This window comes from Stutzerimonas degradans (genome assembly GCF_024448505.1).
GTDB lineage: Bacteria > Pseudomonadota > Gammaproteobacteria > Pseudomonadales > Pseudomonadaceae > Stutzerimonas > Stutzerimonas degradans.
This window is the reverse complement of record NZ_JAMOHV010000006.1, coordinates 177,050-200,681: the sequence shown is the minus strand read 5'-3', so window position 1 is coordinate 200,681 and position 23,632 is coordinate 177,050. Positions and strand designations below refer to the sequence as shown.

Here is a 23,632-nt window from a genome sequence, read left to right as displayed (position 1 = left end):
ACATCGCTGCCTATCGACCTTAAGGAAGATCAACATGACCGTTTTGAAGATGACCGACCTCGACCTCGCCGGTAAGCGCGTGCTGATCCGCGAAGACCTCAACGTGCCGGTGAAGGATGGCGCGGTGAAGAGCGACGCACGCATCCTGGCCTCGCTGCCGACCATCAAGCTGGCGCTGGAGAAAGGCGCCGCGGTGCTGGTCTGCTCGCACCTGGGCCGTCCGGAAGAGGGCATCTACAGCGAGGAAGACAGCCTCAAGCCGGTCGCCGATTACTTGTCCAAGGCCCTCGGCCGTGACGTGCCGCTGATCAAGGACTACCTCGACGGCGTCGAGGTCCAGCCGGGCGAGCTGGTGCTGCTGGAGAACGTGCGCTTCAACAAGGGCGAGAAGAAGAACACCGACGAGCTGGCACAAAAATACGCCGCGCTGTGCGACGTCTTCGTCATGGACGCCTTCGGCACCGCGCACCGCGCCCAGGGTTCGACCCATGGCGTGGCCAAGTTCGCCAAGGTCGCCTGTGCCGGCCCGCTGCTGGCCGCCGAGCTGGAAGCGCTGGGCAAGGCGCTGGACAAGCCGGCGCGGCCGATGGTCGCCATCGTCGCCGGTTCCAAGGTGTCGACCAAGCTCGACGTGCTGACCTCGCTGGCCGACATCTGCGACCAGCTGATCGTCGGCGGCGGCATCGCCAACACCTTCCTCGCCGCGGCCGGCTACAAGGTTGGCAAGTCGCTGCATGAAGCCGATCTGCTCGACACCGCCAAGGCCATCGCCGCCAAGGTCGCTGTGCCGCTGCCGGTGGACGTGGTGGTCGCCAAGGAATTCGCCGAGAGCGCCGAAGCCACGGTCAAGGCCATTGCCGACGTCGCCGACGACGACATGATCCTCGACATCGGGCCGAAGACCGCGGCCATGTTCGGCGAAATGCTCAAGGCTTCGCAGACCATCCTCTGGAACGGCCCGGTCGGCGTGTTCGAATTCGACCAGTTCGGCAACGGCACCAAGGTACTGGCCCAGGCGATCGCGCAGAGCCCGGCGTTCTCCATCGCTGGCGGTGGCGACACCCTGGCGGCGATCGACAAGTACGGCGTGGCCGAGCAGATCTCCTATATCTCCACCGGCGGTGGTGCCTTCCTCGAGTTCGTCGAGGGCAAGGTGCTGCCGGCCGTGGAAGTGCTGGAACAGCGCGGCGCCGAGTAATCGCGACGACGGCCGGGTGGGCAGCGGCTTGCCCGGCAGGCAACGGCGTGGCAACCCCGGCCGGCGCCTGTGGTCTGTGTTGTGTCAGACACAAGGAAAGGGGATGCACCATGCGCTATGCCGTTCTGGCTGTTTGCTGTCTGGGGCTGGCCGGTTGTGCCGGCGACCCACCGGATACCGCCTGTGAAGTGTTCGAGCCGCCGGCGGCGAGCGGTCCCACGGCCGAACGCGACCAGCGTGTCGAGATGCAGGCCACCGGTGATCCGACGGTGACCACCCGCACCGATCTGCAGGATTGCCCCTGATTTCATTGCCAAGGAGCCGAAATGAAAGGCCTGTCGATTCTCGCCCTGGCGCTGCTGCTGGCCGGTTGTGGCCACTGGCAGTCCGGCCCGGACGCGCCATTCGTGCGCTGGAAGTGCAAAGGCCAGCAGCACATCGGCTGGCGCTACGCCGACAACGGGAAGACCGCCATCGACCTGAAAATCGGCAACAACGAACGCATTCATACGCTCAAGCGGGAACCTGCCACCTACGGCAGTTTCTATAGCGACGGCGTGATTGCGTTCCACGACAAGGGCAACGAGGCGCTGGTCTACCGCGTGGCCGATGACGAGCTGCTGGCCCACGGCTGCAGCGCCTCGCTGATCAACCTCTAGCCGAGCGCCGCGCCTTCGATGCGAAAGCCGCGACCGGCGCTGGTAATTGGCGTGCCCGCCACTACAATGCCGCGCCCAGCGTGCCGTGCTTGAACAGCGCCGGCCACTGCGGCAGGCTTACACGATTAAACGACCCTGACCGGGAGAAAGGAAAACATGGCACTCATCAGCATGCGCCAGATGCTCGACCACGCCGCCGAGTTCGGCTACGGCGTGCCGGCCTTCAACGTCAACAACCTCGAGCAGATGCGCGCCATCATGGAAGCGGCCGACAAGACCGATTCCCCGGTGATCGTCCAGGCTTCCGCCGGTGCGCGCAAATACGCGGGCGCGCCGTTCCTGCGTCATCTGATCCTCGCCGCCATCGAAGAATTCCCGCACATCCCGGTGTGCATGCACCAGGACCATGGCACCAGCCCGGACGTCTGCCAGCGCTCGATCCAGCTCGGTTTCTCCTCGGTGATGATGGACGGCTCGCTGAAGGAAGACGGCAAGACCCCGGCCGACTATGACTACAACGTGCGCGTGACCCAGCAGACCGTGGCCTTCGCGCATGCCTGCGGCGTCTCCGTGGAAGGCGAGCTGGGTTGCCTGGGCAGCCTGGAAACCGGCATGGCCGGCGAGGAAGACGGCGTCGGCGCCGAGGGTGTGCTCGACCACAGCCAGCTGCTGACCGATCCGGAAGAAGCCGCGCAGTTCGTCAAAGCCACCAAGGTCGACGCGCTGGCCATCGCCATCGGCACCAGCCACGGCGCCTACAAGTTCACCAAGCCGCCGACCGGCGACACCCTGTCGATCCAGCGCATCAAGGAAATCCACGCGCGTATTCCCGACACCCATCTGGTGATGCACGGTTCCTCCTCGGTGCCGCAGGAGTGGCTGAAGATCATCAACCAGTACGGCGGCGAGATTGGTGAAACCTACGGCGTGCCGGTCGAGGAAATCGTTCAGGGCATCAAGTACGGTGTGCGCAAGGTCAACATCGACACCGACCTGCGCCTGGCGTCCACTGGCGCGATCCGCGAATTCATGGCGAAGAATCCGGCCGAATTCGACCCGCGCAAGTACTTTGCCAAGACCGTGGCGGCCATGCGCGACATCTGCATCGCCCGTTACGAAGCCTTCGGCACTGCCGGCAACGCCAGCAAGATCAAGCCGATCTCGCTGGAAGGCATGTTCCAGCGCTACGCCAGCGGTGAGCTGGACCCGAAGATCAACTGATCGATTTGGCCAAGAAAAAAGCCCGCACAAGTGCGGGCTTTTTCATGTCTGGTGTTCGGCGGGTTACGCGCTGCGGGCGCGCTCAGCCGGCCAGCAGCTGCTGGATCTGGCTGCGCAGCGAATCCAGCGAAAAGGGTTTGGCCAGCACCGGCGCGGCGCGCGCCAGATCGCTACCGGACTCATAGATCTCGATCGGATAGCCGCTGATGAAGATCACTTTCAGGTCCGGGCGCAGCTTCAGCGCGGGCTCAGCGATCATCACCCCGGATACGCCGTCCGGCAGCCGGTAGTCGCTGATCAGCAGGTCGAGGCGCGGCTTGGTCGCCAGAATCTCGAAGGCGCGGGCGGCGCTATCGGCCTGCAGCACCTGATAGCCCTCGCCGGCCAGGTACTCGGACAACAGAAAGAGAATGTGCGGCTCGTCTTCGACAAGCAGGACGACGTTGCTGGGGACAGGCTGCATCGGCGCAATTCTCGGAGTTTTTCATGACAGTTGCGATGTCGGCGCGGTGTATGGCTAACGCAGCGCCATGAGCTTGGAGCAGGACCGCCCTGGCAAGTTCAGCGATCAGCGTGCGGTCGTCAACCGCTACCTTGGTGTCCCCTGCCGGCGCGAGGTCTGGTCGCGAGGTGCCGACGCGGCTAGGCTCAGGCTTTTGCGGAGAGCCGCGATGAGCGAACCCGAACCGCTGCAAACCATTGCCGAGCGCACCCTCGATCACTACCGGCAGAGCGCCGAGGCGTTCCGCGCCGGCACGCGCGACCATGATGTCAGCCAGAACATCGCCGCCTTGCTGAAACATATCCATGCACCGTCGCCGCTGCGCATCCTCGATCTCGGCTGCGGCCCCGGGCGCGATCTGAAGACCTTCGCCGCCCTTGGGCATGTCGCCGTGGGGCTGGACGGTGCCGAGCCCTTCGTCGCGATGGCGCGGGCCGACAGCGGTTGTGAAGTCTGGCATCAGGACCTGCTGCGCCTGGAGCTGCCGGACGCGGCATTCGACGGCATCTTCGCCAATGCCGTGCTGTTCCACCTGCCCAGTCGCGAACTGCCGCGGGTGCTGCGTCAGCTGCATGCAGCGCTCCAGCCGGGCGGCGTGCTGTTCTGCTCCAATCCGCGCGGGCATAACGAGGAGGGCTGGAGCGGCGGCCGTTACGGTTGCTGGTACGACTGGCCGACCTGGCGTGCGCAGCTGTTAGCGGCGGGCTTCGACGAACTGGAACATTACTATCGCCCCAGCGGCCTGCCGCGTGCGCAGCAGCCATGGCTGGCGAGCGTCTGGCGCAAGCCCGCTGCCGACCGATGAGTCACGCAGAATGCAACCTGCAAGCCAGGCGATCATGCGTAATGCAAGATCGTTATATTCTGAGCGTTTATTTAACCTATTGATTTTTAAGGATTATATGACTGGCTAAGGGTTGGCATGAACGCTGCTCCTGTTTCGGATGCTGGAACCTTACCGGAGCAGAACAATGAATGCAGCCCAACATTTTCTTACTGCCGCGTTTCCCGAATTCGAAGTGCTCACCGCTCCCCGCCCCGATGGCGGCCTGCTGCTGACCCTGCGCAACGACGATCGGACCATCATCAAGCGCGCCCTGTCCAAGGGGCAGACCCAGGCAGATATCCAGTTGCAGTGGGTGGTCAGCTCGATCCGCCGTGATCTGGCTCTGGAGGCCGGAATGTCCCCGGCCATCGCTCATCTGCAGAGCCAGAGCCGCACGGCACTGCCGACCTACGAATACGCCTGAGAACGCGCCGGGCTGGCGCCGAGGGGCGCCACCCGGCATCCGACCGGGCCGCAGAGCCGGGCGTGTATCACCGTCACGAGAGGAAAGCCTGATGAATGCCATCGACCTGCTGATCCAGGACCACGAGCGCGTGAAGGACATCCTGACGCGCCTGACCGAATCCACCGAGCGTGCGGTCAAGACCCGTACCGAGCTGCTGCACAAGCTGGAAATGGAAGTCACCATCCATACCCAGCTGGAAGAACAGATTCTCTACCCCGCCTACAAGGATGCCGGCGCGAAGGAAGAGTTGAAGATGTATTACGAGGCCAAGGAGGAGCATCGCGCGGTGGATTCGCTGGTGCTGCCTGACCTCAAGGCCACCGATCCGGCAAGCGTGGAGTTCTCCGGCCGCGCCAAGGTGTGCAAGGAGCTGCTCGAACATCACCTCGAGGAAGAGGAATCGGAGATGTTCCCGCAGGCGCGTGAAATGTTCGACGCGGCCCAGCTGGACGACATGGGCAAGCAAATGGAGGCGCTGCGTTCGCGCATGAAGAAGGAGTTCGCCGCCAAGCAGGCGGCCTGAGGTCTCGTCAGAGCGCCGTGCTCCGCCCGCTCATGAGGCTGACGGAGCACGCTGTCCGTACTGCTGGCGCGCTGGCAATCGGCGCGCGCGGTTGCCGCTGTGGAAACTGCCATGGCAGCGGCACTCTTGGCCGCAACGGCGGTCTATCTCCCGTGAATCTGACGATTCCAGAACTTGCCGGCCCGCCGCCGGTTCACCCGAAGGAGGTTATCCATGCGTCTCACCTATCTATTGCCCCCGCTGCTTGGTCTGCTGCTGGTTGGCTGTGGCGAAGACAAGCAGTCCGAACCCACTCCGCCGCCGGCGACCACCGAGCAGCCCGCCGCGCCTTCGACTGCGCCGGCTCCGACCCCAGAGCCAACTCCGGCTCCGACCCCTGCTCCGGAAACCGGGACGGGCACCGGCACCACTGGCGACACCACTACGCCGCCGGCCGGTGGCAGCACCAGCTCGCAGTGAGCCGATTGGTTGCGGGAGCGCAGGCTCCCGCAACCAATGCGCTGCGATGCCACGGAGATCACGATGAAGCCAACAACGCTACTGCTGTGCTGTGCCCTCGGTCTGCTGCTCGGCTGTTCGCCGGAAGACGAGCAGGACTCCGCGCTGGAGAACGTCGAGAAAAACGCGCAGGAGTATCACAACACCGCCACCGATCCCGCCGGCCCCGGCGAGGTGTCGCCGCCATCAACGCCGCCCGCCGAATAAACGCCTCGCCTCAGACGCACTGTCCGGCTGCATGGCCGGAGGCCCAGGCCCACTGGAAGTTGAAGCCACCGAGGTGGCCGGTTACGTCCAGCACTTCGCCGACGAAATACAACCCCGCCGACTTCTGCGATTCCATCGTCTTAGATGACACCTCGCGCGTGTCGACGCCACCGAGCGTGACTTCGGCGGTGCGATAGCCCTCGGTGCCTGCCGGCACCAGTTGCCAGTCGCTCAGCCGCGCCGCCACGCTTTTCAGCTCGGCAGGCGTGTACTGCTTGAGCGGTTTGGAGGCGAACCACAGCTCGCAGAGCAGCGTCGCCATCTTGCGGGTGAACACCTCGCCCAGCAGCGTCTTCAGCTCGATATTCGGTCGCGCCGCCTGCTCGTCGAGCAGCCACTGTTCGGCATCGCGCTCGGGCAGCAGGTCGATCGCCAGCGCCTCGCCGGCCTGCCAGTAGGAGGAGATCTGCAGCATCGCCGGGCCGCTCAGGCCGCGGTGGGTGAACAGCAGGTTCTCGCGAAAGCTCTGCCCATTGCAGCTTACCCGGCAATCTACCGACGTCCCCGACAGCTCGCCGCACAGCGTCTTGAGCGCCGGCTCGGTGATGGTGAAAGGCACCAGGCCGGCACGCGTCGGCAGCACGGTGTGGCCGAACTGGCGTGCAACCTGATAGCCGAACCCGCTGGCGCCCAGCGTCGGGATCGACAGGCCACCGGTGGCGATCACCAGCGACTGGCAGTGCAGCGCGCCGAGGCCGGTTTCCAGCGCATAGCCCTGTGCGGTTTTCTCGATCGCCTGCACCGCCGTGCTCAGGTGCAGCTCGACACCGGCATCGCCGCACTCGGCGAGCAGCATCTCGAGAATGTCGCTGGACTTGTTATCGCAGAACAGCTGGCCGAGTTTCTTCTCGTGGTATGGCACGCCGTGGCGTCCGACCAGCTCGAGAAAATCCCACTGCGTGTAGCGCGCCAACGCCGATTTGCAGAAGTGCGGATTGTTGGAGAGGAAGTTCGCCGGCTCGGTGTACAGGTTGGTGAAGTTGCAACGTCCGCCGCCGGACATGAGGATCTTCTTGCCGGCCTTGTTGGCGTGATCGAGCAGCAGCACCTGGCGGCCGCGCCGCGCGGCGCTGAATGCGCACATCAGGCCGGCGGCGCCGGCGCCGATGATGATGACCTCAGTAGTTCGCACGGCTTGCCCTCGTTCGCGAAAAGGCGCGCATCTTACCGTGCCGGCGGCGTTACGGCTGCCCGGCGGGCGGCGCGCTGCCCAGCTTGAGCAGGTGCACCGCCATGCTGCGTAGCGGCGCCAGCTGCCGGCTGATCAGGCCGAGCTGGGTTTGCACCAGACGATGGCCATCGTCGATATCCTCCGGCAGCTGTTCGAGTTGCTGTGCCAGCGCTTCTTCCGCGTCGCTGTGGATGGTCGGTGCGCGGCCGTCGCGCAGCGCCGCGGCCAGCTCGTCGAGGCTCTGTGCCAGACGCTCGGCGGCGTCTTCGAGCAGCGCGTCGCTGGCGTCGTCCGGCAGTGTTTCGCGATGCGCGCCGAGGCCGGACAGGTAGCTGAGCAGCGTGTGCGAGAGCACCAGGAAGCGGAAGCCGCTCTCGGCGTCGCGGCGAAAGTGCCCCGGCTCCAGCAGCATGTTCGACAGGGTGGTGGACAGCGCCGCGTCGGCGTTGTGCGCGTTACGCCGCGCCAGGCGGTAGGCCAGGTCGTCGCGCTTGCCGCTTTCGTACTGGCGCATGATCTGCCGAAGGTAGTCGGCGTTGCAGCTCAGCGTGTTGGCCACCATCTGGTTCAGCCGACGGCCTTGCCAGTCCGGCAGGATCAGGAATACCGCGGCTGCGGCGATGGCGCTGCCCAGCAGGGTGTCGAACAGCCGCGGCCAGATCAGGCCGTAGCCGTCGCCGATCTGGTTGAAGCAGAACAGCACCAGGAGGGTGATTGCCGCAGTCGCCAGGGTGTAGCGCGTGCTGCGGGTGGCGAAGAACACCACGCCGGCAATGACCGCGAACAGTGCCTGCACCTGCGTGCCGGGAAACAGATCGAACAGCGCCCAGCCCGCCAGCAGGCCGAGCACCGTGCCGCTGACCCGCTGCACCAGCTTGATGCGCGTCGCGCCGTAGTTGGGCTGGCAGACGAACACGGTGGTCAGCAACACCCAGTAGCCCTGCTCGGGGTGAATCGCGTGCAGTACCGCATAGCCGCAGACCAGCGCGATGCTCATGCGCAGCGCATGGCGGAACAGCAGCGAGGTGGGCGTCAGCTGCAGGCGCACGCGGCTGAGTGCCTCGCCCAGTGTCTGCGGCTGGCGGTCGAGCAAGCTGCTGTCTTGCTCGCCGGCCAGGGAGTCGGGGTTGCTGGCGCTGGCGAGCTGGCGCTGCATGGTCGAGAGGTTGCCGGACAGCGCGCGCAGCGAGCGCAGCAGCCCGCGCCAGGCTGGGTTCTGCTGCTCGCGCAGATGATCCAGCGACGCCTGCAGGTCGTCCAGCGCCTGGGCGTTGGCTTCACTGTAGTGGAACGCCTGACGCAGCTGGATAGCGGTGCCGAGTTCGGCGCAGGCGCTGGCCTGCAGGCGCAGCAGGCGCTGGCAGCGGAACAGCACGTCACTGTGGAAGAACGCCTCGGCGAGCGCCTGATAGGGATAGTGCGAGGAGCTGACGCGCTCGTGCAGGTCCTGGGCGAGGAAATACAGCTTCAGGTAGTGGCTGATCCGCGTGCCCGGGCGGCCGTCGCCCAGACGGTGCAGCAGGGTTTCCTTGGCGGCGTTGAGCGCGCTGACCACCCGGCCGTTCTGCTGTGCCAGCTGCAGTCGTCGCTCTTCGACGTCGAGCGAGCGGATTGGCTCGAACAGCGCGGCCTTGAGCTTGAAGTACTGTCCCAGCTCGCGATACAGCCGCGCCAAGCTCTGCTGTACCGGCTGGTGGGTGAACAGCGCGTCCCACAGCACCGAGAGCAGACCGTACCAGGCGGCCCCGGCGAGCAGCAGCAGCGGATCGCGCCAGAAGTTGAGGCTGGCACCGTCACGCTGGTCGGCGGCGATCATGCTGTAGATCGACAGGATCAGCGTGGCCTGGGCGATGGTTGCGTAGCGTTCGCCGAGCGCGCCGAGCATCACCAGCACGAACGTCGAGACCGCCAGCCCGAGCGCGAACAGCCAGGGGTAGGGAAACAGCAGTTCCACCGAGACCGATGCCACGCTGAAGCACAACAGGGTTGCCAGCAGCGCGCCCAGGCGGCCGCGCCAGCTGTCGTCGGTTTCCGCCAGGGCGCTGGCGATGATGCCGAGGAACAGCGGAATCACCAGCGCCGGCTGCCCGAGCCAGCTGCTCAGGCCCATGCTCCCGGCCAGCGCGATCAGCACCCGCAGGCTGTAGCCGAACTTCTCCAGCGCCCAGAGGCGACGCAGCGATTGACGGAGCGAGGCGGTCGGCATGTAAAGGTCGGCCTTGATGGAGGATTGGGCATCGAATCGCCGCCCGGTGCGGGCGGCCGTTCGCAACGCAAAGTTATACCGCCGCGCCGGTCACGTACCACCGCGCAGGCATCTTTCTGTTTACCGTCGCACCGAGCGATCTACCGCCGAGATCGGTAACTGGTTCTAGAGCAGCCTGACCTTCAGCGAACGTCCCTTGATGCGTCCTTCGTTCAGGCGCTTGAGTGCCTGCCTGGCCACCCCGCGCTCGACCGCGACGAAGGCCTGGAAGTCGAACAGCGCGATCTTGCCGACCTGGCTGCCGGCGATGCCCGCTTCGCCGGTCAGCGCGCCGAGAATATCGCCCGGGCGCAGCTTGTCCTTGCGGCCGGCAGCGATGCACAGCGTCACCATCGGCGGCTGCAGGGGGTCGCCGGCCTTGGCCTTCAGGCTGTCGAGCGGCTGCCAGTTCAGCGGCGCCTGCTGCAGTTTTTCGATGGCCTGGGCGCGATGCGCTTCGGCCGGCGCCACCAGACTGACCGCCAGACCGCGATTGCTGGCACGCCCGGTGCGGCCGATGCGATGCACGTGAATCTCCGCATCGCGCGCCAGTTCGACGTTGATCACCATATCCAGCGCGTCGATGTCCAGGCCGCGTGCCGCCACGTCGGTGGCGACCAGCACCGACAGGCTGCGGTTGGCGAACATGGCCAGGACCTGATCGCGGTCGCGCTGCTCCAGATCGCCGTGCAGTGCCATCGCCGAGATACCGCGCGCGCCGAGGTGGTCCACCACGTCCTGGCACTGCTGCTTGGTGAAGCAGAACGCCACGCAGCTCTGCGGACGGAAACTGGCGAGCACGCGCAGCACGGCCTCCAGGCGCTGCTCGGCGGCGATCTCGTAGAAGCGCTGCTCGATCTGCACATCGTCATGCAGCGCGGCGACCTTCACCGACTGCGGATCGCGCATGAAGGTTGTCGCCAGCTGCTGGATGCCGGCCGGGTAGGTGGCCGAGAACAGCAGGGTCTGCCGCCGCGCGGGGGTCTGCGCGATGACCTCGGCGATGGCGTCGTAGAAGCCCATGTCGAGCATGCGGTCGGCTTCGTCGAGTACCAGCGTGTTGAGCCCGTCGAGGCTCAGCGTGCCCTTCTTCAGATGCTCCTGCACCCGCCCGGGGGTGCCGACGATGACGTGCGCGCCATGCTCCAGCGACGCGATCTGCGGGCCGATGGATACGCCGCCGCAGAGCGTGAGGATCTTGATGTTGTCCGCGGCCCGTGCCAGCCGGCGCAGTTCCTTGGCGACCTGGTCGGCCAGCTCGCGGGTCGGGCACAGCACGAGCGCCTGGCAGCCGAAGTAGCGCGGGTTGAGCGGCTCCAGCAGGGCGATGCCAAAGGCGGCGGTCTTGCCGCTGCCGGTCTTGGCCTGGGCGATCAGGTCGCGGCCCTTGAGCATGACCGGCAGGCTCTGCGCCTGAATCGGCGTCATCTCGGTGTAGCCGAGCGCGGCGAGGTTGGCCAGGGTGGCGGCGGAAAGGGGCAGTGAGGAAAAGTCGGTACTGGACACGGCGGAAGTCTTCGCAAGGGAGGCGGACGGCAGTCTATCAGGCAGCTGGTACGGGCGCCGCACCGCGCCGGCCGGGTTACGCATATGGCTGGCGAAACGTTCTGAAAGCTATGCGAGCGGAACCCCACAGGGTGCTGTTGATCGAAAATTGCTCATTTCCACATTGAGGAGGTCGTTTTGTCCCGCGCTTTGTTCTTTCTCGGATTGTTTGCACTGCCAGCCCTGGCAGACGAGCCAGCCCTGTATGGCCGCTATGAGCACATCAGGATCGAAGAACTCGGCAAGACCCTGCCGGCCAAGATGGATACGGGCGCCATGACGGCGTCCCTGTCGGCCCGCGACATTGAGCAGTTTGAGCGTGATGGCGAGGACTGGGTACGTTTCCGTCTGGCGGTCGATGGTGCCGATGACACCCTTTACGAGCAGCGCATGCTGGGTATCAGCCGGATCAAGACGCGTGCGGAGGAGGGGAGTGCGGTCGATCCCGAGCGCGAACCGCCGCGTGCCGAGCGGCCGATCATTGGCATGCAGCTGTGTATCGGCGATCAGCTGCGCGAGGCCGAGGTGAACCTGACGGACCGCACCCACTTCAGTTATCCCTTGCTGATCGGTACCGAGGTCATTCGCGACCTGCGCGCCGCGATCGATCCGGCAGACCATTATACAGCAGGTCGCCCGACCTGCTGATCCGTCAGTAGAGTTCGCGCACCGCTCGCCGCCTGCTGGTGCGCATTGCCCCCCACCGCCGCGCTCTGCTTGTTCGGCGGTGGGGGGGTACCGGATGTGACCCGTCCGGGCAAAGCGTTTTTCTAGCTATGAACTAGTGTGTCGCCAATCACAAGCGTCTGTTTTTATTTATCAGCGAAGGATTAAACAAAAAGAAGGGTGCTTGCTTTTTGTGAAAGGAGTATGTCCGCCTTATTAATTTATAGTCCGATGTCAAGTTAAACTATTGATTATTAGGCAAAGTATTTTGCCATTATTAGCTTCAAATTATTGAGTTGAAATTTGCACGCTCCGGACGCCTTGATTTATGCGACTGGTGAGTCAGTTTCGTGACCGGTGGGTTCATGTTTCAAGATGTTTCGGCGGGGTGTGCATCGGCTTTAACCCGGGGGTCAGGCTCCGGGGGAGGTGCGAAGTCAGGTGTGCCTGGCTGCTGCATTTGCCTGTGCGAAGGGGCTTCGCTGCGTCTGCGCTGTTTCGCTCGTCCTACTAAAGTCGGGGCTTTCATTGGCGAAGCCTCCTTTGTTAGATTCAGCAATGTGGATTCCATTCCCTTGCAATAATAATAAGATGGAGATCGCGTCAATGGCCAACAACGATAAAGAAAATGCTGCAGCGTACTGGAAGGCGAATGTTCGCCTTATCATTTGGAGCTTAGTGGTCTGGGCTCTTGTCTCATATGGTTTCGGTATCCTCCTGCGCCCGCTGGTATCCGGAATCCCCGTTGGGGGCTCGGATCTAGGCTTCTGGTTCGCTCAACAGGGTTCCATCATCACGTTCATTGCGATCATCTTCCACTACGCGTGGCGGCTGAACAAACTGGACAAGGAATTCGGGGTTGAGGAGTAACCACTATGAGCCAATATTGGATCAACATGCTGTTCGTGGGCGCCTCGTTCCTGCTTTATATCGGGATCGCGGTCTGGGCTCGCGCTGGGTCAACTAAAGAGTTCTACGTTGCTGGCGGTGGCGTTCACCCCATAACCAACGGTATGGCAACGGCGGCGGACTGGATGTCTGCAGCTTCCTTCATCTCCATGGCAGGCCTGATTGCTGCCGGTGGTTATGGCACCTCGGTTTACCTGATGGGCTGGACCGGTGGCTACGTGCTGCTGGCGATGCTGCTGGCACCCTATCTGCGCAAATTCGGCAAGTTCACTGTGCCGGACTTCATCGGTGACCGTTTTTACAGTCGTGGCGCGCGTCTGGTAGCCGTTGTCTGCCTCATCCTCATCTCCGTTACCTACGTAATCGGGCAGATGGCGGGTGCTGGTGTGGCGTTCTCCCGCTTCCTGGAAGTGAGCAACTCCGCTGGTATCTGGATTGCTGCCGCCATCGTGTTCGCCTATGCGGTATTCGGTGGCATGAAGGGCATCACCTACACCCAGGTGGCGCAGTACATCGTGCTGATCGTGGCCTACACCATTCCGGCCGTGTTCATTGCCATGCAGCTGACTGGCAACCCGATCCCGATGTTCGGCATGTTCGGTACTCACGCCGATTCCGGCTTGCCGCTGCTGGACAAGCTGGATCAGGTCGTGACCGATCTGGGCTTCGCTGCCTACACCGCCGACGTCGACAACAAGTTGAACATGTTCCTGTTCACCCTGTCGCTGATGATCGGTACCGCTGGTCTGCCGCACGTAATCATCCGCTTCTTCACCGTGCCGAAGGTGGCCGATGCTCGTTGGTCCGCTGGCTGGACCCTCATCTTCATCGCCCTGCTGTACCTCACCGCGCCGGCCGTAGCCTCCATGGCGCGTCTGAACCTGGTAGACACCATCTATCCGGAAGGTCCGAAGGCTGAAGCGATTCGCTACGACGAGCGTCCGAGCTGGATCCAGACTTGGGAAACCACTGGTCTGATCAAGTGGGAAGACAAGAACAGCGATGGTCGTATCCAGATGTACAACGACACCAACGCCAAGTTCACTCCGACCGCACAGGAGCGTGGCTGGAACGGCAACGAACTGACTGTCAACAACGACATCATCGTGCTGGCCAACCCGGAAATCGCCAACCTGCCGGGCTGGGTTGTTGGTCTGATCGCTGCGGGTGCCATCGCGGCCGCGCTGTCGACCGCTGCCGGTCTGTTGCTGGCCATCTCCTCGGCAATCAGTCATGACCTGATCAAGACGCTCATCAATCCGAAGATCAGTGAGAAGAACGAGATGATGGCGGCCCGTCTGTCCATGACGGCAGCTATCCTCCTGGCCACCTATCTGGGTCTGAACCCACCGGGCTTTGCGGCACAGGTGGTGGCACTGGCGTTCGGTCTCGCAGCAGCGAGCCTGTTCCCGGCACTGATGATGGGTATCTTCTCCAAGCGCGTGAACAGCAAGGGTGCGGTTGCGGGGATGCTGGTTGGTGTGGTGAGCACCGCCGTATACATCTTCCTGTACCTGGGCTGGTTCTTCGTCCCTGGCACCAACAGCTTCGCCAACGTACCGGCTGAGTGGATGTTCGGTATTTCCCCGCAGGCCTTCGGTGCCGTCGGTGCGATCCTGAACTTCGCCGTTGCCTACGCCGTATCGATGGCTACCGAGGCTCCGCCGCGGGAGATCCAGGATCTGGTCGAAAGCGTTCGCACACCGAAGGGTGCTGGCGCGGCTATTGGCCACTAAACGATAATGCGGCCGGACGTCAGCGCGGCTGACGCGAGGTTGAAGTGAGAATCGGGCTTCCATCTGGAAGCCCGATTTTTTTGAGGAAGTGATCTATGTTCTGGCATCTCATCGCAGCAGTGGCTGCCGCCCTGGCGGGCGCAGGGATTGCGTTAGTGCTGCGCTCCCTGTCCGGCAAGCGGTTGCCCGCATGGATCATCCCGGTATTTGCCGGGCTGGGCATGTTCGGCTACACGATCTACTACGAGTACACCTGGTTCGAGACGTCGCAGGCCCGCCTGCCACAAGGTTCCGTGGTGATATCCAGCGAAGAGGGCCACATGCTGTGGCGGCCCTGGACGCTGCTGTTCCCTATGCCGCTGGCCTACACGGTGCTCGACAGTACCAGCGTGCAGGTTCAGGACGTCGCGCAGGGGCGCCTGGCCCGGTTCATTCTGTATCGCTTCGAGAAGCAGCACCTGCTATCCACGGTTAAAAGCGGCAAGTACCAGTTGCTCTGCAACGAGAAGGCGATGTTCCGGCTGAACGATGCCGGCGAGGCCAAGATGGAAACTCTGACCGAACTGGAAACGGACGCCCCGCTTTACCAGGCCATTTGCAACCGGCCATAGACTTCCCCTGACCTCGCACGAGCGGCAGTCGCGCTGCTTGCGGCGAGGTGCACAAGCCCGCGTGGCGCAGGCTTGGCGGACAAAACCGCCGGGCTGTCGAGCGAGCCGGCGTGACCGCCGGGCACAGGTAAAGCTAGAGGGAGTGCTGCGCGATCTGCTGCGAGCGCTTCCAGTAACGGACGCGCTTAGCCAGCTCATCGATGCGTTCGATACCCAGACGACGGGCGCGGCTCATCAGGATCAAGGCGATCTGCGCCGTGGCCAGCGCATCGGCGGAGGCATGGTGGCGCTGCGGAATATCGATATGGAAGTACTGCAGCCAGTGATCGAGTCCGCCGCGGTGAATCATCGCGTGCGGGAACAGCATCGGCGCCAGGTCGGCCACGTCGAGAAAGGTGTTTTGCAGGGTGTAGCCCAGCTCTTTTTTTAGCGCACGACCCAGCATGCGCTCATCGAAGGGCGCGTGGAACGCGAGGATCACGCTATCACCGGCGAATTCCATGAAGCTGAGCAGCGCATCGGCCGGCGGCAGGCCGCTGGCCAGCTCGCTGGGCGCGATGCCGTGAATCAGCACGCTTTCGCTGAACTTGATCTGCCGGTTGAGCGTGCACTCGAACTGCCGGGAGAAATCGATCGCCGCGTTTTCGATGGTCACGGCGCCGATGGAAATGACCAGATCGCGCTTGAGGTGCAGGCCGGTGGTTTCGAGGTCGAGCACCACCATGCGCTGTTCGCGCAGCGGGGTTCCGTCCAGCGCGGCGGGGCGCTTCAGTTTGGCCAGGCGTTGCTGCTGATCGAGCGTGAGCTTCGGCCCGCGCGGGTGGAACCAGGTCATTTTCATCTCGGATCTACAACTGATAGCGCACGGCCAGGCTCGTCTGCAGACGCTGAGCCTGGCGGAACGATTCGCGCAGGATACGGCGGTCGAGTGCGTTGAGCGTATCCGGGTCGAGCCGGTTGGAATAGGGCGCCTCGTCGCGCGCCTGTTGCTGGTGATGCTGCATGCGGGTCTGCTGGATGAAGTGGTAGGCCTCTTCGTAGGCGGCGCCATCCTTGGCGTCGATGATGCCTTTCTCGACCAGGCGGCGCAGGCGCTCGAGCGTGTTGCACTCGCCGATTCCGTTGGCCAGCGCCAGAAGCCGGGCGCCGTCGACGAAGGGAGTCAATCCCTGGACCTTGAGGTCGAGTGTGTCTTTGCCATCGCCTTTGCGCGCCAGCACGAAATCGCGGAAGCGGCCCACCGGCGGGCGGTGACGTAGGGCGTTATCGGCCATCATGCGCTGGAAGATACGATTGTCCGCCACTTCGGCAAGCAGATACTGACGCAGTTGTTCGCAGCCTTCCTGCGGACCCCAGACCGCACGCAGGTCGAAGAAGATGGTGCTGCTGAGCAGGTTTTCCGGCGTCGCTTCGCGCACGAATGCGCTGAAGCGCCGCCCCCACTCCTGACGTGACAGGCACAGCTCAGGGTTGCCGGCCATGATGTTGCCGCGACACAGCGTGAAACCGCAGGTGTCCAGGTCACGGTTGATGCGTTCGGCCAGCGGCAGCAGCCGTCCGCGCCGAAGAGCGGCCTCGGCAGCGTCGGTCGCTTCGAAGAGGATGCCGTTGTCCTGGTCAGTGTGCAGGGTCTGCTCGCGGCGACCTTCGCTGCCGAAGCACAGCCAGGTGAATGGCACGCCCGGGTCGCCCATATCGCGGATGGCCAGCTCGATCACCCGGCGCACGGTGTGGTCGTTGAGCAGCGTGATGATGTGGGTGATCTGCGTCGAGGAAGCGCCATGCGCGAGCATGTTGTCGACCAGCTGCTTGATGCGGCCGCGGATCGCCACCAGCGCTTCGACTCGGTCGGCGTGACCGATGGTCTGCGCCAAGTGCACCAGATCGACGCGCTGCAGGGAGAACAGGTCGCGCTCGGAAATCACGCCCACCAGCTGGCCGTTGTCGACCACGCAGACATGGGCGATGTGGCGCTCGGTCATGGCGATGGCGGCGTCGAAGGCAGTCGCTTCCGGTGGCAGGTGGAACGGTTCGTGGGTCATGTAGCAGGAGATCGCCGCGCTCAGCTCGCCGGCCTCGGCACCGATCACGCGACGCAGGTCGCGCAGCGTGAAGATGCCCAGCGGACGTTGCTGGTCGTCGACGATGACGATGCTGCCGACGTTGTTCTGCTGCATCAGTGCCACGGCCTCGCGCAGCGGCAGGTCCGGCAGGCAGGCGACCGGATGGTGCACGGCAAGCTCGCCGATGCTGGTTTCCAGCGAGTAGTTTTCGCCCAGGGTCTCGACGGCGCGCATCTGCGCCTGCTGGTTGACCAGGTCGAGCAGGCTACTGACGCCGCGGATAGCGAAATCGCGGAAGGGACTGGAGATGGAAATCAGCTGGACGAAGGCAGGCTTGTTCAGCAGAAGGCAGAAGGTGTCCTCGGCGGCCAGGTGTGCGGTGCGCGTGGCGCGTTCGCCCATCAAGGCGGCCATTGGGAAGCACTCGCCGACGATCACTTCGAAGGTGGTTTCGCTGCCACGCTTGGCGCTGTGCGGGCGTTGTCCGTGCACGCGGCCCTGTTTGACGATGTAGAAGTGCTGCACCACGCCGTCTTCGGGCGAGATGATGTGCTCGCCGGCGGCATAGAAGCGCAGCTCGCAGTTCTCCACCAGGTAGGCGAGGTGGGCCTTTTCCATCAGGTTGAACGGCGGGAACTTGCGCAGGAACTCCATGGTGCCGTGGATGTTCTGCAAGACGGCGGTCTTGCCGGCGGCGGCGAGGGCGTCAGCTGTGCTCATGGCGGGATTCCGTTTTTGTTCATGTTCGGCTGCGGCCGGACTCGGGCACATTGGACGTAAGTCTAGTCAGCCGACGGTGTGGGCGGACTGATCGGGATCAGCGTAGGGGCTGGGAGTCCGCCTCGGCTGCAGCGGTGCATCGCGTCCGCTGGCGCAAAAAAAAATGCCAGTCAGTGGGGCTGACTGGCATTGGATCGGTCGGCGGCGAGCTTTTCTTCGCCGCGGCGGATCAGAACAGCACGCGGCTGCGGATGGTGCCGTTGACCTGTTGCAGTTTCTCCAGCGCGAGGTCGGAGTATTCCTTGTCGACGTCGATCACCACGTAGCCGACCTTCTCGTTGGTCTGCAGGAACTGACCGGCGATGTTGATGCCGTTGTCGGCGAAGACCTTGTTGATCTCGCTCATCACGCCCGGGATGTTCTGGTGGATGTGCAGCAGACGGTGCTTGCCCGGATGCGACGGCAGCGCCACTTCGGGGAAGTTGACCGAGGAGACGGAGGTGCCGTTGTCGCTGTAGCGCACCAGCTTCTCGGCAACTTCCAGGCCGATATTGGCCTGCGCCTCGGCGGTGGAGCCGCCGATGTGCGGGGTGAGGATCACGCGATCCAGGCCGCGCAGCGGGCTGACGAACTCTTCATCGTTGGACTTGGGCTCGACCGGGAACACGTCGATGGCGGCGCCGATCAGGTGTTCGTCCTTGATCGCGGCGGCCAGGTGATCCAGCTCGACCACGGTGCCACGGGCGGCGTTGATCAGGATGCTGCCCTTCTTCATGGCGCGGATTTCCTTCTCGCCGATCATCCACTGGGTGGACGGCAGCTCCGGCACGTGCAGCGAGACGATGTCGCACATGCCCAGCAGGTCGTACAGCGAACCGATCTGCGTGGCATTGCCCAGGGGCAGCTTGGCGACCACGTCGTAGAAAAACACCTGCATGCCCAGCGCTTCGGCCAGGACCGACAGCTGGGTCCCGATGGAACCGTAGCCGATGATGCCGAGCTTCTTGCCGCGGATCTCGAAGGAGTTGGCGGCGGACTTGATCCAGCCCCCACGCTGGCACGCGGCGTTCTTCTCCGGGATGCCGCGCAGCAGCAGGATGGCTTCGGCCAGCACCAGCTCGGCGACCGAGCGGGTGTTGGAGTAGGGCGCATTGAAGACCGCGATGCCACGCTCGCGGGCGGCATTGAGGTCGACCTGGTTGGTGCCGATGCAGAAGCAGCCGACGGCGATCAGCTTCTTGGCGGCCTCGAAGATTTCCTCGGTCAGCTGGGTGCGCGAGCGGATGCCGATGAAGTGAGCGTCGGCGATCTTTGCCTTCAGCTCCTCGCCGGTCAGCGCAGTCTTGAGGTATTCGATGTTCGAGTAACCGGCGGCCTTCAAGGTATCGAGGGCGTTCTGATGGACGCCTTCGAGAAGAAGGAACTTGATCTTGCTCTTGTCGAGTGAAGTCTGGCTCATCTGCATTAAAACCTTTAAGGCCGGAGGTGAAGACAAGTGTCCAGCGAAGGCTGGCCGCACCGGCGCACGCGGTGTGGGAAGTCTGCCGAGGCACGTTTCGAAGGGGTGCTTATGCTAGCATACGCACCCTCTGAATCACCCATTTCCGAGCTGAAGCGTACTCAGGGTGACCATGAATCATATGAGTGTTCCCGCGATGACCGACTCCTCCCTGATTGCTGAACTGCAAACCCTGGTCGAGCCCGGCAAGGTGCTGACCGACGCTGACTCGCTGAGTGCCTATGGCAAGGACTGGACCAAGCATTTCGCGCCGGCGCCTTCGGCCATCGTCTTCCCCAGAAACATCGAACAGGTGCAGGCGATCGTGCGCTGGGCCAATGCGCGCAAGGTGGCGCTGGTGCCTTCGGGCGGACGTACCGGGCTGTCGGCCGCGGCGGTAGCCGCCCACGGCGAGGTGGTGGTGGCGTTCGACTACATGAACCAGATCGTCGCGTTCAACGAGATGGATCGCACGGTCGTCTGCCAGCCTGGGGTGATCACCGCCCAGCTGCAGCAATTCGCCGAGGACAAGGGCCTCTACTACCCGGTGGACTTTGCGTCGGCCGGTTCCAGTCAGATTGGCGGCAACATCGGCACCAATGCCGGCGGAATCAAGGTGATTCGCTATGGCATGACGCGCAACTGGGTCGCCGGGCTCAAGGTCGTGACCGGCAAGGGCGATCTGCTGGAGCTGAACAAGGACCTGGTCAAGAACGCCACCGGCTACGACCTGCGCCAACTGTTCATCGGCGCCGAGGGCACGCTGGGTTTCGTGGTCGAGGCGACCATGCGCCTGGAGCGCCAGCCGACCAACCTCACCGCGCTGGTACTGGGCACCCCGGACTTCGACTCGATCATGCCGGTGCTGCACGCGTTCCAGGACAAGCTGGACCTGACCGCCTTCGAGTTCTTTTCCGACAAGTGCCTGGACAAGATCCTCGCCCGCGGCGACGTGCCGGCGCCGTTCGAGACCCGCGCGCCGTTCTACGCGCTGCTGGAATTCGAGGCCACCACCGAGGAGCGCGCCGAGCAGGCGCTGGCGACCTTCGAGCGCTGCGTCAGCGAAGGCTGGGTGATCGATGGGGTGATGAGCCAGAGCGAGCAACAGTTGCAGAATCTGTGGAAGTTGCGCGAGTACATCTCCGAAACCATCTCCCACTGGACGCCGTACAAGAACGACATTTCGGTAACCGTCAGCAAGGTGCCGGCCTTTCTGGCCGACATCGACGCCATCGTCAGCCAGAACTACCCGGATTTCGAGGTGCTCTGGTACGGTCACATTGGCGACGGCAACCTGCACCTGAACATTCTCAAGCCCGAGGCGCTGACGAAGGAGGAGTTCTTCGCCAAGTGCGCGGCGGTGAACAAGTGGGTGTTCGAGACCGTCGAGAAATACAACGGCTCGATTTCCGCCGAGCACGGTGTCGGCATGACCAAGCGCGACTACCTGCAATACAGCCGCTCGCCGGCGGAAATCGAATACATGAAGGCGGTCAAGGCGGTGTTCGATCCGAACGGAATCATGAACCCCGGGAAGATCTTCCCGCTCTGACCCGCCGGGTGGCGAGTGACTATCGGTCCTTGCCCACCCTCGACCGCCACCCCTGGTGGAAGCGTTGCGCGGTTTCCACCCCGAGTCCGAGGACAGCCATGAATTACCAGCACCAGTACACCGACGGTACGCCGATTCACTATCCCCTGGGCAAGGTCGTCTGCATCGGCCGCAACTACGCCGAGCATGCCAAGGAGCTGAACAACCCGGTGCCCAGCGAGCCGCTGCTGTTCATCAAGCCGGGCAGCTGCGCGGTGCCGCTTGCGGGTGGCTTCAGCATCCCGGTCGATCGCGGCGCGGTGCATTACGAAGCGGAGATTGCCGTACTGATCGGCAAGCCGCTGTCGCGCAAGCCGGGTGAGGAGGAGCTACGCGATGCGATTTCCGGCTTCGCCCCGGCGCTGGACCTGACTCTGCGTGACGTGCAGGCGAAGCTCAAGGAAAAGGGCCATCCGTGGGAGATCGCCAAGAGCTTCGATGGCGCCTGCGTGCTCGCGCCCTTCGTCCCCGCCAGCGCGGTCGGCGATCTGGGTGACATCGGCATCCGCCTGAGCATCAACGGTGAAGTACGGCAGGACGGCAACAGCAGTCAGATGCTCAACGCCATCCTGCCTTTGCTGCAGCACATTGCCGGGCACTTCAGCCTGCAGCCCGGAGACGTGGTACTGACCGGCACGCCCGCCGGCGTCGGCCCGCTGCGATCCGGTGATCAGCTGGTACTGGAGCTGGTTGGGCTGTCACGCTTCGAGAGTCGCGTGCTCTGACCGACCATATCCGTGAGCAATTGCGACGTAATCCACGTTTTCCAGCGAATGTCCGCCGTGCTGTAATGCGGGTCCTTTCGCTGGAATCCTCTGCATGCCCGCCGTTTCCGCTCGCTCATCTCGCTGGCGTCTGACCATCAAGGTCGTCCTCTTGCTGGTGTTGATCGCCATACTGGCTGCCGGCCATCTGTTGCACTGGGATGACCAGTTACGACTCTACTGGCGCGAGCAGTCGGTCGGCGCCGAGCAGCGCGCTGCCAGTATCTGGTTGCCTGACTACGAGCTGGCATTGGAAACGACCCTGCTGGGACTGGAAGAGGATGAGACCTCCGGTCTGACCTGGAATCCGCTGTCGGGCACCTTGTGGACCGTGACCGGGCAGAACCCTCAGCTGGTCGAATTCACCCCTGGCGGCGTGGTGCTGCGCCGTATACGTCTGATCGGCTTCTCCGATCCGGAGGCTGTCGAAGCGCTGGGCGACGGGCGGCTGGCGATCGTTGATGAGCGCCGCCGGCTGGTGGCGGTGGTTCGCCCGGAGCCGGGTATCGAAAGCGTCGACTTGGACGGTCTGGCGGTGCATGACCTCGGCTTTGCCGAAGCCGGCAACAAGGGCTTCGAGGGGCTGGCCTGGAACCCGCGTACGCAACGCCTGCTGCTGGCCAAGGAGCGCGACCCGCAGGGCCTGTTCGAGCTGCCGTTCCCCGGGGAAGACGGCGGTGTCGGAGTGCTCGAGGCGCTGCCGCGTCAACCGCTGCTGGTGCGCGATATCTCCTCGGTGACCATCGATCCGCGCAGCGGCCATACGCTGCTGCTCTCCGACGAATCGCGGTTGCTGGTGGAGCTGGATCTGCGGGGGCGGCCGCGCAGCTTCATCAGCCTGTTCGGCGGGCTCAACGGGCTGGTGCACGGCATCGAGCAGGCCGAGGGGGTGGCGATGGATGGTGAAGGCAATATCTATGTAGTCGGCGAGCCAAATCGCTTCTACGTCTTCAGCCGGCGCCCACGCTGAGCATACCGTTCAGCTTGGCTTAAGCCTGAGCGTGGCACGCTGGATGACCTCAGTCTGGAAGCAAGCCGCTTATGCACGTAGCCTCGCGATCTGTTGCGTTTTCTCTCCTGGCCGCTCTGCTGGTCACCCTCTCGGCCATCACCGCATGGCATTTTCAGCTTCCCGAGCGCGCCTGGTTCGAATTTCAGCAGTGGCACTATGCAGATCAGCGTCGGGAGCGTTCGTTATGGCTGCCGGATTACCGAGCGGTCGTGCAGGCGCAGGTGATAGAGGGGGTCGAGGATGACCTTTCCGCGCTCACCTACGATCCGGATCGCAACAGTCTGATTGCGGTGACCAATGGCGATCCGCGGTTGCTGGAGTTGAGTCTGGATGGGCGGCTGCTGCGCTCGGTCCGCCTGGAGGGATTTGGTGATCCCGAGGCCATCGAGTATGTGAGTCGTGGCGTCTACGTGATAAGTGACGAGCGCGAGCAGCGCCTGTTGCAGGTGGAAGTCGACGAGCACACCTCGGTGATTGATGCGAGCGGTGTCCGGCAGCTGTCGCTTGGGATCGGCCGCAACGGTAACAAGGGTTTCGAAGGGTTGGCTTACGATGCGTCTGGTCGACGACTTTTTGTGGCCAAGGAACGCGACCCGCTGCGGATCTATGAGATTCAGGGGTTCCCACATGCGGACCCGAACGAGCCCTATGCCGTGCACGTGCAGGATGATCCCCGGCGCGATGCCGGCCTGTTCGTGCGTGACCTTTCCAGCCTGCAGTACGACGAGGCGAGCGGTCATCTGCTGGCCCTATCGGACGAGTCGCGGCTGGTGGTCGAGCTGGATTTGGTTGGGCGGCCGCTCAGCAGTCTGCGGCTGACGGCGGGTCAGCATGGGCTCGAAGCAGACGTGCCGCAGGCCGAAGGCATCGCCATGTCGGCCGACGGCACGTTGTACCTGGTCAGCGAACCGAACCTGTTCTACGTGTTTCGCAAGTAGCCT

At 63.7% G+C, this 23,632-nt stretch carries 23 protein-coding genes and 1 pseudogene; 17 read left to right on the top strand and 7 right to left on the bottom strand.

Annotated elements, in window-relative coordinates; translation table 11 throughout:
- Nucleotides 1-34: 34 nt before the first annotated feature.
- The 4 genes from NAV27_RS10740 (at nucleotide 35) to fba (ending at nucleotide 3,078) form a co-directional block, all read left to right on the top strand.
- Nucleotides 35-1,198: a phosphoglycerate kinase gene (locus tag NAV27_RS10740; RefSeq protein ID WP_102829069.1), complete on the top strand. Its 1,164-nt coding sequence runs from the start codon at nucleotides 35-37 to the stop codon at nucleotides 1,196-1,198.
- 110 nt (nucleotides 1,199-1,308) lie between these two features.
- Nucleotides 1,309-1,503 (top strand): hypothetical protein, encoded by a 195-nt coding sequence (locus tag NAV27_RS10735; RefSeq protein ID WP_008568462.1) that lies wholly within the window; start codon nucleotides 1,309-1,311, stop codon nucleotides 1,501-1,503.
- Nucleotides 1,504-1,524: 21 nt separating this feature from the next.
- Nucleotides 1,525-1,857 (top strand): MliC family protein, encoded by a 333-nt coding sequence (locus tag NAV27_RS10730; RefSeq protein WP_102829068.1) that lies wholly within the window; start codon nucleotides 1,525-1,527, stop codon nucleotides 1,855-1,857.
- A 156-nt stretch (nucleotides 1,858-2,013) separates the two neighbouring features.
- Nucleotides 2,014-3,078: a class II fructose-bisphosphate aldolase gene (gene fba, locus NAV27_RS10725; RefSeq protein WP_008568459.1), complete on the top strand. Its 1,065-nt coding sequence runs from the start codon at nucleotides 2,014-2,016 to the stop codon at nucleotides 3,076-3,078.
- Nucleotides 3,079-3,160: 82 nt separating this feature from the next.
- On the opposite strand, the gene NAV27_RS10720 is transcribed toward fba, so the two are convergent.
- Complete coding sequence (locus tag NAV27_RS10720; RefSeq protein ID WP_054094392.1) at nucleotides 3,161-3,541, bottom strand: response regulator; 381 nt, start codon at nucleotides 3,539-3,541, stop codon at nucleotides 3,161-3,163.
- A gap of 208 nt (nucleotides 3,542-3,749) precedes the next feature.
- Here NAV27_RS10720 and NAV27_RS10715 point away from each other — a divergent pair, with 208 nt between their 5' ends.
- From NAV27_RS10715 to NAV27_RS10695, 5 genes and pseudogenes are all read left to right on the top strand, one after another.
- Complete coding sequence (locus NAV27_RS10715; RefSeq protein ID WP_102829067.1) at nucleotides 3,750-4,385, top strand: class I SAM-dependent methyltransferase; 636 nt, start codon at nucleotides 3,750-3,752, stop codon at nucleotides 4,383-4,385.
- 166 nt (nucleotides 4,386-4,551) lie between these two features.
- On the top strand, nucleotides 4,552-4,830 hold the full coding sequence (locus tag NAV27_RS10710; protein WP_102829066.1) for a DUF3509 domain-containing protein: 279 nt from the start codon (nucleotides 4,552-4,554) through the stop codon (nucleotides 4,828-4,830).
- A gap of 91 nt (nucleotides 4,831-4,921) precedes the next feature.
- Nucleotides 4,922-5,395, top strand: coding sequence for a PA2171 family ribosome-binding persister protein (locus NAV27_RS10705; RefSeq protein WP_102829065.1), 474 nt, complete (start codon nucleotides 4,922-4,924; stop codon nucleotides 5,393-5,395).
- A 213-nt stretch (nucleotides 5,396-5,608) separates the two neighbouring features.
- Nucleotides 5,609-5,830, top strand: a pseudogene (locus NAV27_RS10700) (hypothetical protein); the annotation flags it as partial.
- Between the two features lie 87 nt (nucleotides 5,831-5,917).
- Nucleotides 5,918-6,100 (top strand): hypothetical protein, encoded by a 183-nt coding sequence (locus NAV27_RS10695; protein WP_054094494.1) that lies wholly within the window; start codon nucleotides 5,918-5,920, stop codon nucleotides 6,098-6,100.
- Nucleotides 6,101-6,110: 10 nt separating this feature from the next.
- Here the strand turns inward: NAV27_RS10695 and NAV27_RS10690 are convergent, their stop codons facing one another.
- From NAV27_RS10690 to dbpA, 3 genes are all read right to left on the bottom strand, one after another.
- A complete protein-coding gene (locus NAV27_RS10690) occupies nucleotides 6,111-7,292 on the bottom strand; it encodes a BaiN/RdsA family NAD(P)/FAD-dependent oxidoreductase (protein ID WP_008568451.1) in 1,182 nt (393 codons plus the stop codon).
- 49 nt (nucleotides 7,293-7,341) lie between these two features.
- Entirely contained in the window at nucleotides 7,342-9,537 is a 2,196-nt protein-coding gene (yccS, locus tag NAV27_RS10685; RefSeq protein ID WP_102829064.1) for a YccS family putative transporter, read from the bottom strand.
- A 165-nt stretch (nucleotides 9,538-9,702) separates the two neighbouring features.
- Nucleotides 9,703-11,082, bottom strand: a complete 1,380-nt coding sequence (gene dbpA, locus NAV27_RS10680; RefSeq protein WP_102829063.1) for an ATP-dependent RNA helicase DbpA — start codon at nucleotides 11,080-11,082, stop codon at nucleotides 9,703-9,705.
- Nucleotides 11,083-11,259: 177 nt separating this feature from the next.
- Here dbpA and rloA2 point away from each other — a divergent pair, with 177 nt between their 5' ends.
- The 4 genes from rloA2 to NAV27_RS10660 all read left to right on the top strand — a co-directional run bounded on the left by rloA2 (nucleotide 11,260) and on the right by NAV27_RS10660 (nucleotide 15,043).
- Nucleotides 11,260-11,769: a retropepsin-like aspartic peptidase RloA2 gene (gene rloA2 / locus NAV27_RS10675; RefSeq protein ID WP_102829062.1), complete on the top strand. Its 510-nt coding sequence runs from the start codon at nucleotides 11,260-11,262 to the stop codon at nucleotides 11,767-11,769.
- Between the two features lie 624 nt (nucleotides 11,770-12,393).
- A complete protein-coding gene (locus NAV27_RS10670; RefSeq protein WP_008568446.1) occupies nucleotides 12,394-12,657 on the top strand; it encodes a DUF4212 domain-containing protein in 264 nt (87 codons plus the stop codon).
- A 5-nt stretch (nucleotides 12,658-12,662) separates the two neighbouring features.
- Nucleotides 12,663-14,432, top strand: coding sequence for a sodium:solute symporter family protein (locus tag NAV27_RS10665; protein WP_102829061.1), 1,770 nt, complete (start codon nucleotides 12,663-12,665; stop codon nucleotides 14,430-14,432).
- 95 nt (nucleotides 14,433-14,527) lie between these two features.
- Nucleotides 14,528-15,043 carry a hypothetical protein gene (locus tag NAV27_RS10660; protein WP_008568444.1) on the top strand — a complete coding sequence of 172 codons (516 nt, stop codon included), beginning with the start codon at nucleotides 14,528-14,530 and terminating at the stop codon, nucleotides 15,041-15,043.
- A 133-nt stretch (nucleotides 15,044-15,176) separates the two neighbouring features.
- Here the strand turns inward: NAV27_RS10660 and NAV27_RS10655 are convergent, their stop codons facing one another.
- From NAV27_RS10655 to serA, 3 genes are all read right to left on the bottom strand, one after another.
- Nucleotides 15,177-15,884 carry a 3'-5' exonuclease gene (locus tag NAV27_RS10655; RefSeq protein WP_102829060.1) on the bottom strand — a complete coding sequence of 236 codons (708 nt, stop codon included), beginning with the start codon at nucleotides 15,882-15,884 and terminating at the stop codon, nucleotides 15,177-15,179.
- A 7-nt stretch (nucleotides 15,885-15,891) separates the two neighbouring features.
- A complete protein-coding gene (locus NAV27_RS10650; RefSeq protein ID WP_102829059.1) occupies nucleotides 15,892-17,826 on the bottom strand; it encodes a putative nucleotidyltransferase substrate binding domain-containing protein in 1,935 nt (644 codons plus the stop codon).
- Nucleotides 17,827-18,055: 229 nt separating this feature from the next.
- Nucleotides 18,056-19,285: a phosphoglycerate dehydrogenase gene (gene serA / locus NAV27_RS10645; protein WP_008568441.1), complete on the bottom strand. Its 1,230-nt coding sequence runs from the start codon at nucleotides 19,283-19,285 to the stop codon at nucleotides 18,056-18,058.
- Nucleotides 19,286-19,481: 196 nt separating this feature from the next.
- Between serA and NAV27_RS10640 the strand changes: the two genes are divergently transcribed.
- The 4 genes from NAV27_RS10640 (at nucleotide 19,482) to NAV27_RS10625 (ending at nucleotide 23,629) form a co-directional block, all read left to right on the top strand.
- Entirely contained in the window at nucleotides 19,482-20,876 is a 1,395-nt protein-coding gene (locus NAV27_RS10640; RefSeq protein WP_102829058.1) for a D-2-hydroxyglutarate dehydrogenase, read from the top strand.
- Nucleotides 20,877-20,974: 98 nt separating this feature from the next.
- Nucleotides 20,975-21,640, top strand: coding sequence for a fumarylacetoacetate hydrolase family protein (locus NAV27_RS10635; protein ID WP_102829057.1), 666 nt, complete (start codon nucleotides 20,975-20,977; stop codon nucleotides 21,638-21,640).
- A 94-nt stretch (nucleotides 21,641-21,734) separates the two neighbouring features.
- Entirely contained in the window at nucleotides 21,735-22,649 is a 915-nt protein-coding gene (locus NAV27_RS10630; RefSeq protein ID WP_102829056.1) for an SdiA-regulated domain-containing protein, read from the top strand.
- A 71-nt stretch (nucleotides 22,650-22,720) separates the two neighbouring features.
- A complete protein-coding gene (locus NAV27_RS10625) occupies nucleotides 22,721-23,629 on the top strand; it encodes an SdiA-regulated domain-containing protein (protein WP_102829055.1) in 909 nt (302 codons plus the stop codon).
- The last annotated feature ends 3 nt before the right edge of the window (nucleotides 23,630-23,632 follow it).